We start from the raw sequence: 15,861 nt of genomic DNA, 5'->3' as shown, positions 1-15,861 counted from the left end.
CGAACCGTCGCGTACGACTTCGGAGGAAGTGGATTTCCGTATCGGCATGGAGCAGTACTTCGCCGAAGGAATCGGCTCCAACGTCGAGAAGCTGCAGAACTTCCCCAAATATGTGCCGACACAGGATTTGCGCCGCTTCGTATCCAGGTACGAGCTGTTCAAGCAGGTTCTGGACGTGCATGGCTCGATCGTCGAATGCGGCGTCCTGTTCGGCGGCGGGCTGATGGGTTGGGCGCAGTTCAGCGAAATCTTCGAACCCTTCAACCATCTGCGCAACGTCATCGGCTTCGACACCTTCGAAGGTTTCGTGGACGTCAGCGAGAAGGATCGCACCGGCACGGCGGCCCAGCTCAAGGCCGGCGGCCTGGGCGTGGATGCGCAAGCCGATCTGGAGCGTGCCATCGCGCTGTTCGACCAGAACCGCGTCCTCAAGCACATCCGCAAGGTCCGCCTCGTCCGCGGCGATGCCTGCAAGACCATTCCATCCTTCATCGAGGAGAACCCCCATCTGGTGGTCAGCCTCCTGTGGCTGGATTTCGACGTCTACGAGCCGACCGTCGCGGCCCTGCGCCATTTCCTGCCGCGGATGCCCAAGGGGGCCATCGTCGCCTTCGACGAGCTGAACCACGAGGTGTGGCCCGGCGAGACCGTGGCGGTTCTGGAAGAGGTCGGATTGAAGAACCTGCGCATCCGCCGGCTGCCCTACGGCTCCACCATGTCCTACGCCGTGATCGAATAGGCGCGCCCATCCGGCGCAACAATATCGGCTGCGGGGGAGGGGAACCGGAACGATGACAGTGGCAATCGAAAAAAATCTGGGGGTCGCCGAACTGGCTGCCCTGTTCGGGGGCAGCGAAGAACAGGTCGCCCGATGGTGCGCGCCCTACCTCGACAGCTTCGACTTCGGCTATACGGAGCTGGCCGGGGCCGAGCGGGACCGCATGCTCCTGGAGGCGCTGAAGCGGCTGGAGCCGAACGCCGTCTCGGTGTCCGGCAAGGACCGCCAGCCCGAATGGGAGACAGGCTGGACCGAGAACCTGACCGAATTCGTGAACGACGGCTATCGGCTCGATAGCCTGGTGCCCAAATACATCCGCCCCAACGAGGTGGTGCGGCTGTTCGGCCAGTATGCGCGGCCGCACAATCCCCATTTCATCCGCGACTACACCAAGACCTACCGGGCCTGGCTCGCCCAGCGCTTCTTCGCCGACGCAAGCGCCATCTATGAATTCGGCTGCGGCCCCGGTTCCCACGTCGCCTATTTCGCCGAGACCTTTCCCGGAAAGCCGGTCGTCGGGCTGGACTGGGCGGAGGCGTCCGTCCGCATCATGCAGGCGATGGCCGACCATTACGGCTGGCCGGTTTCCGGCCATCGCTTCGATTTCTTCGCCCCGGACCACGGCATCCGCCTGCCGGAAGGGGCGGCGGTCCTGACCTTCGGAGCGCTGGAACAGGTCGGCGCCAACCATGGCCCGTTCCTCGACTATCTTCTGGCCAGCCAGCCGCTTCGCTGCGTGCATGTGGAGGGCATCAACGAGCTCTACGACGAAGAGGATCTGCTCGACCGCCTCGCCCTGCGCTATCACGAACGCCGCAACTACCTGTCCAACCTGCTGACCCGCCTGCGGGAACTGGAGGCAGAGGGCAAGGTGGTGATCGAGGCCGTTCATCGGCAGCGCTTCGGCACCCGCTTCAACGACACCTTCTCCTACGTGGTCTGGCGGCCCGTCCGCCCGGACGAACGGAACCGCCGCGATGCCGGGACGGCCGGGCGGGCGGCTCCGGCAACGGGAAAATCGGGAGTTGGGAACTCTGCCGCGGCGGATACCGGTCCCGCCTCCCAGGCCCGTCTGTTCGACCTGAAGCCGGTGGCCGACCTGTTCGCGGCGGTCCGTTACGAGGATGCCTTGGCCGAACTGGGCAGGGTGTCCAACGCCGCCGGCGGCCGCGCCGAAAGAGGGGCGGCCGCCGGCTGGCGCCGCCGTCTCCTGGCGAATCTCGGCGATCTCGACGGCGCCCTGGCAAGCGCCGCGGAAGCGGTCTTCTGCAATCCGGACTCCGCCGAGGACCATTACCGCCAAGCCGAGATCCTGGCCCGCCGCGGACGCTATGCCGAGGCATTCGCCTCGGCGCGGGCTGCGCATGACCGGGCTCCGGCCGACCTGCGGCCTCTGGCGGTGTGCATGGAGGCGGCGCTTGCCGCTCCTAGCCTGCGGTCAGAGTTCCTGTCGTGGTGTGCCCGCTCTGCCTCCCCGCGGGCGATGGATTCGGCCGGACCGGTCGTTCGTGCCGCATCGGGCATTCTTCTGCCGGACAAGCGGGCCGCCTTCGAGCTTGCGGACGGCAGCCATCCCGACGCGCTCAATGTTCTGCGCACCGCCGAAGGAGTGTCGTTCCTGCCGGCGGCTCCCGCCGAAGGCGGATCGCTGGCGGCGCTTGCGGCCGGGTTCGATCACTGCGTGCGTGTCTGCGACGCACTGACCGGCGTGCATCCACTGGTCGACCGGGCCAGTGCCGCACGTTACGTCGGCCATCGGGCGTTGTCCCTGGTCGACGACGGCCAAGGGGCAGTCATGGATCTTCTGACAACCATTCCGATGACGGTTGGACAGCGGCCCTATACTCTTCTGCTCGATCTGATCCCGGCCATGTTCCAGCCCTTCGAGCCTTATGTGCGGCATGCCGTCTCGGCCGACCGCTCGCCTCTGTACTGGATCGTCCGGGCTTTTCTGGAATCGCCGCATTGTCTGGCGATCTACTCCCCCTACCAGGAGGGGCAGTCGCTCCTCGGCCGCTTCTTCCAGAGTCCTGCCATCGAGCGCAAAACCGCGATGGTGGATCATCTGACGCCGGATGAAACCCGCAGCCAGGCGATCACTCTTCGCCCTTCGTCGGCCGGCGGACGACGGGAGGGCGGACCGACCCTGCTGTTCACGGCGAGCGCCGTGAATCCATCCACCAAATTCTACCTTCGGGGCGGGGTGTATGTGCTGGCCCTGTTCCGGGAACTGGTGGAGCGTTACCCCGACCTGCGACTGATCATGCGCACGCCGCTGCCGGACACGCTGGGCTTGGCCTTGCGTGACCTTGCGGTCACCCACCCCAATATCCGGTTAATCGAGACCAAGATCGACTACGCAAGCTATCACGACCTGTTCCGGCAGTCCGATATCTTCCTGTCCCCGTCAACCGGTTTCTATATGAACAGCACGTTGAACGCGATGCGTTACGGAGCTGTGCCGGTGCTGACCGACACCTTTGGCTGCCGTGACATGATTGCGGACGGCCGGAACGGCGTTCTGGTGGCCATGCCGCCGGATGCCCTGGTCATCGATGCCGATCGTGGTGCCTATTCCCAGGATTTCCGTGGCTTCATGCGGCCGGATGAACCAGGGGATCCGGCCCTGTTCGGCCGCCTGCGCGAGGCGGTGGTTGGACTGATTGAAAACCCCGATCGGCGGCAAGAGCTGTCCCACCAAGCGATGGACGACCACGCCCGCGGCTTCCCCGGACGCCCTCAAGGCCGGCCGATCACGAACATCCTGAAGCAGGCACTGGCGAGCGAGCAGGTCTTGCGGCAGCAGGAGCCGCATATCGTTCTACCTGCCTCGTGGAAATCGTCCGTCTTGTGAATCCCGGCCATCCAACGGCCCCTCGATGCTTCCGATGATCGTGGTCGAGCGGCCCCCGATGGTCTTTCCGGTCCCGCCACAACTCAGCATAACGTGATCCTCAGGATCACGTTCTTCCGCCCCCGTTTCGGATCGGATCTGCGTAGGACCCGACCCGACTTGAAGCGTAACCCCGATTGATCCGCTCTAACAGGCACGACGGCAAGTTCCTGGAAGCGCTGGTCGATGCCTGCCGTGCCGGCAATCCGCCAATGTGCTGGCCGGCCAAGACCCCTCTGTGCCAATGAGAGTGAGACACCGTGCCCCCTGAAGTTTAAGCTTGAGGGGGTAGGAAACTGATTTCGTGGTTATGCCCAACAAGATGCCCCTGTCCGCCCCTGTATCGGAGGCGGTTCCCGACGCCGGTGAGACGCCGCGGGTTGTTGCCGCGCCTGTGGCAGTTCCCCCGGAGTTTTCGTCGCGTCCGAAGCGCCGGACCTTCACGGCGGCGGAGAAGCTGCGGATCCTCGCCGAGACGGATCGGGCGGCGGACACCGGTGGGATCGCCGCGATCCTGCGGCGGGAAGGTCTTTATTCGTCGGCCCTGACCGACTGGCGCCGGCAACGCGATGCCGGTGCCTTCGAGGCGCTGAAGCCGCTCAAGCGCGGGCCGAAGGCGGCTCCCGCCAACCCGCTGGAGGCGGAGTTGGCCAAGGCCCGCCAGGACATCGCCCGCCTCCAGCGCCGCCTGGAACGGGCCGAGGCGGTCATCGACGTCCAAAAAAAAATCTCGGACCTGCTGGGGATTGCCTTGCCTCCCGCCGACAGCGACGAGACGCCGCGATGAGCGCGATCGCCACCTTGGCCCCCGACCGCGGTCTTGTGAGTGCGGCCTGCGCCGCTGTCGGCGTCGCCCGCGCCAGCGTCCATCGGCATCGGGTCCGGCTGGCCGGCCGGGAACCGGCGCCTCGCCCCCGGCCACGCCCGCCGCGGGCGCTCGCGGTCCAGGAGCGCCAGACGGTGCTCGCCCTTCTGCGCGAGCCGCGCTTCGTCGATCTCGCCCCGGCGGAAGTCTACGCCACCCTGCTCGATGAAGGCGTCTATCATTGCTCCATCCGCACCATGTACCGCCTGCTGGCGGAGCATGACGAGGTCCGCGAACGCCGCGACCAGCTCCGTCATCCGGCCTACCGGAAACCCGAATTGCTGGCCAAGGCCCCGAACGAGGTCTGGTCCTGGGACATCACCAAGCTGATGGGGCCGATGAAGTGGTCCTATTACTACCTCTACGTGATCCTCGACATCTTCAGCCGCCGCGTTGTCGGCTGGTGCGTCGCCGATGCCGAGAGCGCCACCCTGTTCAAGGCGCTGTTCGAGGAGACGCTGACCAAGAACGCCGTCCCACCCGGCCAGTTGACCCTGCACGCCGATCGAGGCGGCCCGATGAAGGCCAAGGCGACCGCTCTCCTGCTCGCCGACCTCGGCGTCACCAAATCGCACAGCCGGCCCCACACCTCCAATGACAACCCGTTCTCGGAGGCCCACTTCAAGACCCTGAAATATCAGCCGCAATTCCCCAAGCGCTTCGGCTCCATCGAGGATGCCAGGGCCTTCTGCCGGGACTTCTTCACCTGGTACAACCGGGATCACCACCATGCCGGCATCGGCCTGATGACCCCAGACCAAGTCCATTACGGCCAAGCCGACGCCGTCCATGCCGCCCGCCAGCAAACCCTCGACCGTGCCTTTCGCCGCACACCGGAGCGTTTCGTTCGCAAAGCGCCTCAACCACCCGCAAAGCCAATCGAAGTCTGGATCAATCCGCCGCAAAAGCCAGAGACCATCCAAGCCTAATTCATAACTCGGGCTGTCTCACAGTCGTTGACACGTTCCGGACGACGCCCGGCCAAACAGTACGCGGACAAGGGCTGCGACTTCGCCCACTGTCGGTGGGCGCAGCGCCGACATCTTCACCGCATTCCATCAAATAGCCGCCAGCCTCATCTGCTGGTGTTTCATCCAAAGATGATTCTGTTGGATGCTCTAAACCCGAAAAGATGTCGGCGGCAGCCCTGTGCAATGGCGATCCCACATGACTTCAATCGCCTTTTCCAGTTTGCGCAGGATTTTTGCGGGATCAAGGGACTCCGAATGGATTACCTGCGACCCGATCCGCTGCCTGATGGCTTGGACGTCTTCCGGGGTGCGGTAAAGAGCGACGGCACGTTCGATGAATTCCTTCCGATCATGGCACACCCAGTCGTTCAGACCGATGCCGTTCATCATGATCTGCCCAAAACGGGAATACAGGTTCGCTTCGACCAACGTGATTCGAGGGACCTTCATGTACAGGGCATCGGCCCCCGTCAATGCGGCGGAGGTGAAAGGATTGGTGTCGAGGAACAGGTCCGCCACTCCCAGGCGCATCAGATGTTCGACCTCGGTCCTCACAAAGCGGAAAAACATGATGCGAGATGCATCGATGCCGTGACTGCGTGCAAGATTACGGATTATCCACGGGTTCGTCCAGTTGAGGATCAGGATACTGTTGGGACAATTGCGCAAGACCTCCATCCAGAGATCGAGCGTTTTCTTGTTAATCTTCATGACTTGGTGATAGCCAAGGAAAACGAAGCAGTCCTCCGGAATTCCAAGTGCGGAGCGGGACAACGGCTGCGGAACATGGGTTCGCGGCTTGACCGGGATGTAGGCTCCATCCAGACGGACGACACCCTCCGGAAGGCCGTCCTCCTCACCGGGACGGAACAGGTCGTCGTTCCCGACGATGTAATCCATGATGTCCTCTTTGCCCGGGCGGCTCAGACCGCACCATGTCGCCTGCACGGGTGCCGGACGCTGGGCAAAGATCCGGGGGATTTCCCCGGCCCACCAACCGAAGGTGTCGAACAGCACGCCGACGCCCTCCGCGTTGATGAGGGCGGCGCTGTCCTCCGGAGCCAGGCCATTGATGTTATGCACCCGTCCCGGGAAATCCCTCAACAGCGGCGGCAACCCTTCCAGCCGCCGCGCCGTGGGGCTGTGCTGCGGCGTTGCGAAAAAGACGCTCACATCGAAGCGTTCGGTGTCGTGAAGCCGCACGACATTGTGTTCTGGGCAGAAATCCTGATATCGGAAGTCATGGACGACATAGCCGACACGCATTTTCCGGTCTGCGGCGGAGGCAGGAATTCGGGCAGGAATTTCACCGGCAAACCGGTGCCAGTGTTCCCATCCCCGCAGCCGTTCGATCCAGAACCGCGTGACCAGGGCATAGACTGCATCGCTGCGTGCCAGGAAGCAGGCTGCCAGCAGGATGTGGGGAAGCAGGTCGTCAAGGTCCGGACGGTTCCTTGTGAACTCCAGCATGCGGGCCGTTCCGGCGAACATCGCCTCCATCCAGGGATCGGCGCAGCCGGCTCGGGCATTGGAGATGCCAAAGGCCTCCAGCCAGGCCGACAGCAGCAGGTCGTCCTGTTCGAAGAGAACGTCGGCAACGGCCCGGCACATCGGCATGTCCCGGTCTTCCCAAAACTGTATCAGGCGCCAAGCCTGATACAGCGCAGTCTGGCAGGCGCTACGGTCGGCGCCGCGATGCAGCTCCGCCCAACGGCGCAGGTGATCGGGCCACGGGCCGGAACCATCCGGTTCGCAGGTCAGGGCGCTCAGCACCAATCGATAGCGGCCATCGTCGGCGGTTTCCGGGCCATCCAACACAAGCGGCAGAACGGACTGCAAGCGTCGCCATACCGAGGGAGTCTGTGTCAGGGTCTTGCGCCACCAGCTGCCGAGCAGGTCCATGCCATTGAACGCTTCGTGCAGGACGACGCTTTCCAGCCAGTTGTTGCAGACTGCGTCCCCGGTGGCGAAGAGCCGGCCCAATTCGGTGGCTGCGTCCGCATCATCGGACATCATCAGCCTGGCAAGCTCCCGGTCGAGTTGAAACAGGACATGCCGGGGGGCAGCCATGACCGCCCTGTCGAGGGCTTCCAGGCATCCATGGGCATCGCCTTCAAGCCCTCTCGAATAGGCAACGATCGCCCAGGCCGGCCCGTCGCGCCAAGCATGCGCCGACGGCAGCACCCCCGCCAGCAGACGTGCGATATCGCCCGTCTCGGGAGCAAACAGGCTCTCCGGCAGTTCCGCCAGCGTCTCCGGCAACGTCTGGACGGATGCCACGCGCCCCCTGTCAGCGATGACAGTCCGCTGCAGAGCCGCGGCTTCGTCAGGGCGATTGCTGATCAAATGTACATCGGAAAGGCTCGTCCTGATTGCAACGGATGCGGGATCGAGGATCAGCGCCCGCCGGAAATAGAAGCCCGCATCGTCCAGCCGCCGCAGCACATACATGACGTTGCCGAGGTTGCGCCAAGCCTCCGCATGGTCGGGCTCAAGGGCGAGCACCCGCTGATAATTCCCGATCGAGGATTCAGACGCGTTCCGGGCAAGCCGGCAGCGGGCCAGATTCCGCCTCCCTTCGACATAGGTGCAGTTCAGTCGAATCGCGCGTTCGAGCAGCGAACTCGCCATCGCGGTATCTTTCGCATAGACTGAACAGGACAGATGCCGGTACAGCCGTGCGTCATCGGGTTGCAGAACCAAGGCCCGGCGGTAGCATGCCCAGGCCAGCACCAAGGCGCCCATGCCGAAATGCAGGTGCCCAAGCCAGACATGGCCGGGAGCCCACTCCTCGTCCTCGGCGACACACAGATGGAAGGCCTGGATTGCAAATCCAAGATCGGCCTTCAGCAAGCGGCATGCACCCAGCAGAAAATAAAGCTCTTTCCGGTCGGCGGGACGCTGCTGCAGGCGACTGCGCAGCGTGGCTTCGAAAACCGTCAGTGTTTCCTCGGGCAAGGACACGCCATGCTCGGGAGGATTGCGCCAGATTTTCCCTTCCGCGGAAGCGTGGTGGCATTCCAACCGCGCCAGAAGCTCAAGAAGCGTCTGGCGGATGCCATCGATGTCTGGCTGCATTCTTCCTGACCCGAGATGATTCAACAGCAGTGGAAAGGGGAGCGGGCGCAGGGTGTCGTCACGGCACCGCACCCTCCACGGGGCCGCTGAAGAGCGGCATCAGACGCTCCACGTCATCATCGATGAACGAGCAGGCCGGCAACCCCTTCATGTAATGGCAGTCGGCACAGGCCTTGTTTTCGTTTCGCCGGCCCGCCAGATGCATCCGACGGAATTCCTGCAACGCGGCCCCTCGCCAGATATCCCCCACGCGCTGCCGGCGCGTATCACCGACGACGGTGCTGTGGCTCCAGTCGACACAGCAGACGGAAACCGTTCCATCGAAGTTGATGGCGAGTTTTGTGAATGGTTCGGAACAGGTCTGGCGTTCCCGGATTTTCGAAAACCCATACACTCCCGTTTCGGGTTCCGTTCCCAGCATCCAATCTCTCTCGTTGGATCGGGACCACCCCATCAATGTGTCTATATGAATGGAGTCGCAGATTTTCCCAAAATCATCAAAGAATTTTTCTTTTTCCTCTTGGGAAAAACCGCTGTCGACTATCTTGCAATGAACATGGAGACGGCTGTTCACACTCTTCTTATAATGATAAAGAAATTTCACATTTCTTTTGATTGCTTCATAATTCGAATAAGTTAACGTTACATCCTTGTATCCGGTCTCCGTAACATGCTCGACAGAAATACGGATGGCATCGAGGCCGGATTCGACCAGTTCCACCGCCCGCTTCTCGTCGAGCAGGGAACCATTGGTAGTAGTTTCAACGGAAACAGCGATGTTCGCCGCCTTGGCATATGCAATCATCTGCGCAAGTTTTTTGTTGATCAGCGGTTCGCCGTCCTTGTGCAGATTGAGTTTCTCGATCCGCTTTCCGGAAGTCGCCACCATATCGGCGATGTCGTCGACAATCTTCCGGAAAAGGTCAAAATTCATTGCTCCTTTCGGTCGTCCAACCGTACGGAGCATATCAAGGTCTCCGGTAGGACAGAACGTACAGCGGAAATTACAAGCGTTCGCCGGGTCTATGTTGATGGCAAATGGAACATCCAGAGGCAATAGATCCCGCAAAGGAATGATGTCTTTATTATCGTAATGATCACGAAAAGGTCGAACATCAGCCATGGCCTGCTCCTCCATTATAGATCACACTGTATCTCACTCATTGTTAATTTTTAATTAACGCTTTATTCACTTGAGAAAGTCACCAGTTAATATTTGCATAGTGCATCAAATTTATTCCTGATGGCATCACAAGTAATCTATAGAAGCTGTCTAGATTTTTATTGAAGACCCTAAGAAATCCCCTACGTTTTTCACGAAATCCATAATTTCCCAGAATTTTCCTATACTTGCTTTGCCTCTTGTACAAGCCACCACTCAAGCATATCCGGCATTACGGTGCCGGATGAACGCAAGCGCGCATAGGCGTCTTTGAAATACGGCCGTGCCCAAGAGGGTCTTTGATGGATTTCGATTGGGATGTTGGGAGTGTCATCACAGGAGAGCGAGCGGACGAGCAAAGCATCGGCATCGGCTTCCCGTCCCGCTTTCCAAAGGGCCAAGGCATGGTTTCCCAACATCCAGGCGTTGGCTGCGCTGTTGCCGGTTGCCACCGAATGCTGGTCCAACGCCCCCTGTACATCGCCAGCCTCCTGAAGACCGAGGCCGATAAAGCTGTGAACCATCGGCTTGCAGTCGTCGCGGCTCTCTTTCAAGGCTCTCTCATAGCATGCCAAGGCATCGGGGAGACGCCCCATCGCCTGAACCACAAGCCCCTCGTAACAGGCAAGCCACCAGGAAGCCGAATCATCCACCAGCAGCAGGGAACGAATAAAATCCACAGCCTCGTCATAACGGCCCATCACATGAAGTATTGTGACATGTGCCAAGTTGCAAAACTGGTTGGGGCTCGGTTGTTTACAATGCTTTTCGGTGATGGAAAAGGCAGCGTCGAAACGCAGGAATGCCAAATAGCAAAAAGCGAGGTTTCCGGCCACCTCAAGATCGAAAGGAAAGGCAGGCGCGGCTGTTTCCAGAGAATGCAGAGCTTCGGAGAGCTTGCCCCGCACACGAAGCAGCAGCCCTCTTTCCCGATGCGCTTCACACAGATCGGGGGCTGTTTCCAATGCCGTATTGGCAAAGGACAGCGCTTCCTCGGAAAGGCCCCGCAGCCGGTACACTCTGGCCAGATCCGCCCACAACTGGGCACCATGCACCGATGGCCTTGTGACACTGCGCAACAGCGTCACCGCTTCGTCAATACGGTTTGCAACGATGGCGGCAGCGGCCTGCTCTTCCGTCCATTGATCCTGATAATTGGGGCAGAGGCGGAGGGCCCTGTCGCGAGCCGCTTCCAGCTGCGTCCCGCCACCGCTTCGTTCCAAAAGCGCCAGAAGACACCAGTGGCTTGATCCATGCGAGGGTTTCTCGCTGATCGCACGCTCGTAAGCGGCCAGGGCCGCCTCCGTACTTCCAGTATTCTCCAGGGCGACGCCCATCTTATAATGGTAGTACGCAAACGTGTCCTGCCGAATGGCTGTCCGCCACGCGCCAACATCGATCTGCTCTAAGCGGTTGTTCTGCATGACACCGTCCCCGGTCTACCCTTACGATTGGTGCCATTGTTCCGACGCCTGAAGCAAGCCTTACTTCGGCAAGGCGCAGGTGCGCACAGACGGTTGACAGGAGCGGTTCCATCGTCCGTCGGACCGGGGATTCCGGTGGACCTATGCTATGGGCATCACGGCACGCCCGCATCCCTCATCGACAGTATGGGGCTCTGGACGGGCCAGTAAATTCCAACATCCTTATCATCCCAGTGGATGGTGAACTGAGACTCCCTTTCATAGGTTGTGGTCTGCTTGTAATGGAACACACAATATTCGCTCATGACCAGATGGCCGTTGCCGAATTTCGGCGGGATCAGGATCTGGCGACGGTTCCGATCCGATAGGGTGAAGGCCTCCCACATCCGGTATTGAGGTGAGGTTTCGTCCCAGTTCACCACCACGAGGTAGAAGCGCCCCACCAGAGCACTGACCAACTTCCAAGTCTTGGCATCGCCATGCAGTCCCCTGAGGACATTCATGGAAGAAACGGAGATATCATCCTGGATGAAATCCTGGGTGATCCCAGCCTGATGGTAGAGCTCTTTATTGTAAAGCTCCACATATTCACCCCGAAAATCCTCAAAGCGAGTGGGGGGATCGATGGCAAGAACCCCATCAAGCTTGGTACGAGAAACGTTCATCATGATCACATTTACCTTATATTTTCCAAGGATATCGTGTGTGTTGGGGAGGGGCAGGCGTCGAGCGTTCATCCACCTCCCGGTATCTCACACCGCCAGCACCGGATAGCCGTCCGGCAAATCCACCACCTGCGGCTCCGGCATCGGCCCCAGCTCCGCCACCATCGCTCCCCAGGACCAGCCCACCCCGAAGCCGGCCATTAGCGTCTTGACGGGCCCCGCCGACAGTTGCGCCCCCATGCTGTGGCAGATCGCCAGCGGGATGGAGGCGGAACTGGTGTTGCCGAAGCCCTGCATGTCGATGACGAAGCGGTCGGCCGGCGCCTTCACGCGCTTGCGCAGATGCTCCAGCATGAAGGCGTTGGCCTGGTGCAGGACGAAGCGTTCGATGCCCTCGACGTCGGTGCCGGCATGCTCCATCGCCTCGCGCAGCAGCGGCGGCACGGCGCGCAGCGTGAAGGAGAACACCTCCGCCCCGTTCAGCGTCAGGCGGGAGTCGCGCTCCAACTGGGCGGCGGCCTCCTGGTTGGCGATCCGGCCGGCGGTGCCGACCGGCGGGATCAGGCTATGGCGCTTGCCGCCGGCCTTGACGAAGATGTGCGGCGCGCCGACGCCGTCGGTGCCGATCACCACCGGGATGGACGGCGCCGCCGCGTCGACCTCCAGCGCGGTGGCCGATCCGGCATCGCCGAACAAGGGCAGGGTGGCGCGGTCTTCGGGGTGCAGATGGCGGGTCGGGTTGTCGCCGCACAGCACCAGCGCCCGTTTGGCCGAGGACCCGCCCAGCAGCTTCGCCGCGATCCACAGGCCGTAGACATAGCCCGAGCAGCCCAGCGGCACGTCGAAAGCCGCCGCGCTGGTCGGCAGCCCCAGCCGGTGCTGCATGATGCAGGCGGTCGCCGGCAGCACGTAATCGGCGTCCTGAGAGACGAAGACCAGCACCTCCACCGTCGCCGGATCCCAGCCGAGCTGCTCCATCAGCCCTTCCGCCGCGGCGAGGCAGAGGTCCGACGCGCAATAGGGCGGCGGCAGCACACGGCGCTCCTGCACGCCGATGGTGGCGGCCAGCTTCTTCGCCTCCTCCACCGTGAACATGCCCGGATCCTCGACGAAGGAATGGCGCTGGGGCGGCACCACCGCGCGCAGGCCGGCGATCCGGATGCCGTCGATGATGGCTTTCATGGCTGTCCTGTCCTTCGCGTGTTCAAGGGCCCGGTAGGGCCTCTTCGGAAACCGGTGGCCGGCACCATAGCGCACAGTGGCGCCGGATTGGTTTCCAGAAGATTGATTGCGTCACATGGCCCCGCCGTCACCGCTCCCACTCCTTCACTCCAGGCTCCGGAATCAAGCCGACGGTCAACCCGAAGGGCCGGGCCAGCCGTTCCAGCGTCGCCACCGTGGGATTGGCGGCCCCGGTCTCCAGTTGCGAGACCTGCCGGGTGGTGAGACCAAAGGCTCGCCCGAACTCCGCCTGGGTCATGCCGAAGCAGCGGCGCATGCCCCGCACCCCTTCAGCCCAGGGCAGGTCGCTCCCCTCCGCCATCCGCAGAAGGGCATGACGCGCTTCCAGCAGCGCCTCGCGACTGGGCGGCTTACGGCGCGGCATCACCGTCCTTGTTTCTTGAGCCACTTGTCGGCAGGGCCGCGAGCGCTGCGGCAAGCTCGCCGCAAGCGGCGAAAGCACGGGCGATCACCGGTTCCGGCACGCCATGGATGCGCGCAGTCTCCGGCAGGGCGGCGACCGCATCGGCCTTCGCCGACAGCACCCCGGCCAGCCGTTCCCCCACCCCCTCATTCCCAGTGACGGCGGCGGCGGCCTCGCAAATCCGCTCGAACCGGATGGGGAAGCCGCTACCGCGCAGGCACTCCCAGCGGGTCGACGGCGCGATGATCCCCGGGTCGAGCACCATCGGCGCAAAATCGAAGCGCGGGGTCAGGCCGATCCAGCCGTCGGAACGCTTCTGCAAGGCGGTGTTGCGGCCATGGTTGTCGGTATCGCCCATCGCCCGGTTCAGCAGGTCGCGCAGCACATACTCGATGATCTCCCCGGCCGGCTCGGTGCAGACGGCATGGAGGACGGCGATGTAGGCCTCATGCGTCGTCTGATGACCGAAGGCGGCGACACCTGCCGCGGACACCAGGCTTTCCTGGCCCAACCGTGTCACACCGTTCACCGACACGGCACGGTCGAAGCGGGGGATCGCCAACGTGTCGCCGCGGTGGATCATCGGTCGGCCGACCCGCAGACCGAAGCCGCGGGCGATCTCCAGATAGGGTGCCTCGCAGGCCAGGATCAGGCGGTCCTCCGGCCCCTTCGCCCGCGACATCTTGACGATGATATGGTCGCGGGCCTCGTCATCCCCGACCAGGGAATCGGGATACCACAGCCCGTCACCCTTGCGCGTCAACAGCAGCTTCGGCCATTCGCCCTGGACGCCGCTCGACCCCGAAGCGATCAGGGCGAATCGGCCGGCCATGTCCTGGAAGGCCGGCGAACGGTCGAAAACCTCGTCCAGCGTCACCCCGGCCACCGTTTCGCCGCTCAGGCGCTCCTGCTCGGCCTCGTAAGCCTGCTTGATGCGGACATTGCCGACGGGATTTCCCGCCCCACGCAGCAGAAGCGGCAAGGCGAAGCCCTCGTCATCGGGATCGAACCTCATCTCGCCCGCCAGACGGCGGCGGGCATGGCCCTGGGGCAGCAGGTCGAGCAGGAAGGGCGGCCAATGGTCCCGGCGATGCGTCGCCATATCCACCCGGTCCCGGACCGATACCGCCCGCCAATCGGTCACCGGCCGGCCTTCGGCAAGTTCCGCATTGCCGAAGGCGATGAAATAGAAAGGGTCGTAATCGAGCCGGGTGGGTGAGCGGATCCCAACTTGGACATCACTGACCGCCAAGTCGGCGGCATCGTGCCAAGCAGCGTGATGATGAATCTGAACGGTCAGGCTTGTATCGTCACCCATGACGGCGCACCCTAAAAATATTCCATTATAATAGAATATATTCGACAGGATAACCAAGACACCATACCATCACAATGGAATGTTTTCTTGTAAGCCGGTATTGGCAATACCGTTGCTGTCGGACGGAAACGGGCGGGGCGCCCCGCACCAAATGGCCGTAGCCCTGGACGCGCTGATGTCGGCCCGTGGTCGTGCTATGGTCCGCATCCGACCCGCCACCAACCTGGACTTCCCCGCCATGACAGCCGCCAGTCCCCCGGCCGCCTACAACCCCATGGACCTGACCGGCCGCCGCATCCTGGTGACCGGGGCGTCGGCCGGGATCGGCCGGGCGACGGCGGTGGTGCTGGCGAAGCTGGGGGCGCGGCTGGTGCTGAACGGCCGCGACGAGGAACGGCTGGCCGAAACTGCCGACCGTCTGGAGGGAGAGGACCACGCCATCGCCCCCTTCGATCTGTCGGACCTCGAAGCGGTGCCCGGCTGGGTGAAGGGGCTGTGCGCCGACGACACGCCCCTCGACGGCATCGCCCACTGCGCCGGCATCCAGACCTTGCGGCCAATCCGCATCTTCTCCGCCGCCTTCTTCGACGAGGTGATGCGGGCCAACCTGGGCAGCGCGCTCGCGCTCGCCCGCGGGCTGCGGCAGAAGGGCTGCCATGCCGAACGGGCGGCGATGGCGTTGATCTCCTCCACCGCGGCGACGGCGGCTTCGCCGGGCAATGTCGTCTATGCCGCCAGCAAGGGCGGCATCATCGCCGCCACCAAGGGGCTGGCGGTGGAGTTGCTGAGCGACGGTATCCGCGTCAACTGCGTGGTGCCCTCCATTGTCGAGACCGAGTTGATCGAGCGCGGCAAGCAGAAGCTGACCGCCGAACAGTACGAGCATCTGCGCATGTTGCAGCCTCTCGGCTTCGGCCATCCCGACGACATCGCCCACATGATCGCCTATCTGCTCGCCGACACCAGCCGCTGGATGACCGGGTCCATCGTCACGGTGGACGGCGGCCGCACCGCCTGAGGCCGGCGATGCGGCCCCCCGACAGGACGGAACCGGGAGCGATG

11 protein-coding genes are annotated in these 15,861 nt (G+C 62.8%); 4 read left to right on the top strand and 7 right to left on the bottom strand.

The window, feature by feature from the left end:
• The first annotated feature begins 46 nt into the window (after nucleotides 1-46).
• The 3 genes from AZL_RS32465 to AZL_RS32450 all read left to right on the top strand — a co-directional run bounded on the left by AZL_RS32465 (nucleotide 47) and on the right by AZL_RS32450 (nucleotide 5,465).
• A complete protein-coding gene (locus AZL_RS32465; RefSeq protein WP_247894595.1) occupies nucleotides 47-739 on the top strand; it encodes a TylF/MycF/NovP-related O-methyltransferase in 693 nt (230 codons plus the stop codon).
• Nucleotides 740-791: 52 nt separating this feature from the next.
• Nucleotides 792-3,632, top strand: coding sequence for a glycosyltransferase (locus AZL_RS32460; RefSeq protein WP_012978588.1), 2,841 nt, complete (start codon nucleotides 792-794; stop codon nucleotides 3,630-3,632).
• Nucleotides 3,633-3,975: 343 nt separating this feature from the next.
• Nucleotides 3,976-5,465 (top strand): IS3 family transposase gene (locus AZL_RS32450; protein ID WP_247894349.1). Its coding sequence is split into 2 segments (ribosomal slippage): nucleotides 3,976-4,402 and nucleotides 4,402-5,465, totalling 1,491 coding nucleotides; the frame shifts between segments, so codons are not numbered across the junction.
• Between the two features lie 189 nt (nucleotides 5,466-5,654).
• Here the strand turns inward: AZL_RS32450 and AZL_RS32445 are convergent.
• From AZL_RS32445 to AZL_RS32415, 7 genes are all read right to left on the bottom strand, one after another.
• A complete protein-coding gene (locus AZL_RS32445; RefSeq protein WP_042446950.1) occupies nucleotides 5,655-8,585 on the bottom strand; it encodes a tetratricopeptide repeat protein in 2,931 nt (976 codons plus the stop codon).
• Nucleotides 8,586-8,643: 58 nt separating this feature from the next.
• Complete coding sequence (locus AZL_RS32440; protein ID WP_158306032.1) at nucleotides 8,644-9,708, bottom strand: radical SAM/SPASM domain-containing protein; 1,065 nt, start codon at nucleotides 9,706-9,708, stop codon at nucleotides 8,644-8,646.
• A gap of 221 nt (nucleotides 9,709-9,929) precedes the next feature.
• The gene (locus AZL_RS32435) at nucleotides 9,930-11,171 is read right to left on the bottom strand and encodes a tetratricopeptide repeat protein (protein ID WP_012978585.1); all 1,242 of its coding nucleotides are present in this window, start codon (nucleotides 11,169-11,171) and stop codon (nucleotides 9,930-9,932) included.
• A 155-nt stretch (nucleotides 11,172-11,326) separates the two neighbouring features.
• Entirely contained in the window at nucleotides 11,327-11,839 is a 513-nt protein-coding gene (locus AZL_RS32430; RefSeq protein ID WP_247894594.1) for a dTDP-4-dehydrorhamnose 3,5-epimerase family protein, read from the bottom strand.
• 84 nt (nucleotides 11,840-11,923) lie between these two features.
• Nucleotides 11,924-13,018, bottom strand: a complete 1,095-nt coding sequence (locus AZL_RS32425; protein ID WP_012978583.1) for a 3-oxoacyl-ACP synthase III family protein — start codon at nucleotides 13,016-13,018, stop codon at nucleotides 11,924-11,926.
• 127 nt (nucleotides 13,019-13,145) lie between these two features.
• The gene (locus tag AZL_RS32420) at nucleotides 13,146-13,442 is read right to left on the bottom strand and encodes a helix-turn-helix domain-containing protein (RefSeq protein ID WP_012978582.1); all 297 of its coding nucleotides are present in this window, start codon (nucleotides 13,440-13,442) and stop codon (nucleotides 13,146-13,148) included.
• Nucleotides 13,429-14,799, bottom strand: a complete 1,371-nt coding sequence (locus AZL_RS32415; RefSeq protein ID WP_012978581.1) for a type II toxin-antitoxin system HipA family toxin — start codon at nucleotides 14,797-14,799, stop codon at nucleotides 13,429-13,431. The genes AZL_RS32420 and AZL_RS32415 overlap by 14 nt, the downstream gene beginning before the upstream one ends.
• A gap of 238 nt (nucleotides 14,800-15,037) precedes the next feature.
• On the opposite strand from AZL_RS32415, the gene AZL_RS32410 reads away from it, so the two are divergent.
• On the top strand, nucleotides 15,038-15,817 hold the full coding sequence (locus tag AZL_RS32410) for an SDR family NAD(P)-dependent oxidoreductase (RefSeq protein ID WP_012978580.1): 780 nt from the start codon (nucleotides 15,038-15,040) through the stop codon (nucleotides 15,815-15,817).
• Nucleotides 15,818-15,861 lie beyond the last annotated feature (44 nt).

This window comes from Azospirillum sp. B510, assembly GCF_000010725.1.
In the GTDB taxonomy this organism is placed as follows: Bacteria; Pseudomonadota; Alphaproteobacteria; order Azospirillales; family Azospirillaceae; genus Azospirillum; species Azospirillum lipoferum_B.
The sequence above is the reverse complement of the archived record's forward strand: the minus strand, read 5'-3'. Positions and strand labels throughout refer to the sequence as shown.

Bases quoted from the DNA above. Each gene is read 5' to 3' on its own strand.
- AZL_RS32465 (WP_247894595.1), top strand. From the start codon at position 47: ATGGAGCAGTACTTCGCCGAAGGAATCGGCTCCAACGTCGAGAAGCTG.
- AZL_RS32460 (WP_012978588.1), top strand. From the start codon at position 792: ATGACAGTGGCAATCGAAAAAAATCTGGGGGTCGCCGAACTGGCTGCC.
- AZL_RS32445 (WP_042446950.1), bottom strand. From the start codon at position 8,585: ATGCAGCCAGACATCGATGGCATCCGCCAGACGCTTCTTGAGCTTCTG.
- AZL_RS32440 (WP_158306032.1), bottom strand. From the start codon at position 9,708: ATGGCTGATGTTCGACCTTTTCGTGATCATTACGATAATAAAGACATC.
- AZL_RS32435 (WP_012978585.1), bottom strand. From the start codon at position 11,171: ATGCAGAACAACCGCTTAGAGCAGATCGATGTTGGCGCGTGGCGGACA.
- AZL_RS32430 (WP_247894594.1), bottom strand. From the start codon at position 11,839: ATGATGAACGTTTCTCGTACCAAGCTTGATGGGGTTCTTGCCATCGAT.
- AZL_RS32425 (WP_012978583.1), bottom strand. From the start codon at position 13,018: ATGAAAGCCATCATCGACGGCATCCGGATCGCCGGCCTGCGCGCGGTG.
- AZL_RS32420 (WP_012978582.1), bottom strand. From the start codon at position 13,442: ATGCCGCGCCGTAAGCCGCCCAGTCGCGAGGCGCTGCTGGAAGCGCGT.
- AZL_RS32415 (WP_012978581.1), bottom strand. From the start codon at position 14,799: ATGGGTGACGATACAAGCCTGACCGTTCAGATTCATCATCACGCTGCT.
- AZL_RS32410 (WP_012978580.1), top strand. From the start codon at position 15,038: ATGACAGCCGCCAGTCCCCCGGCCGCCTACAACCCCATGGACCTGACC.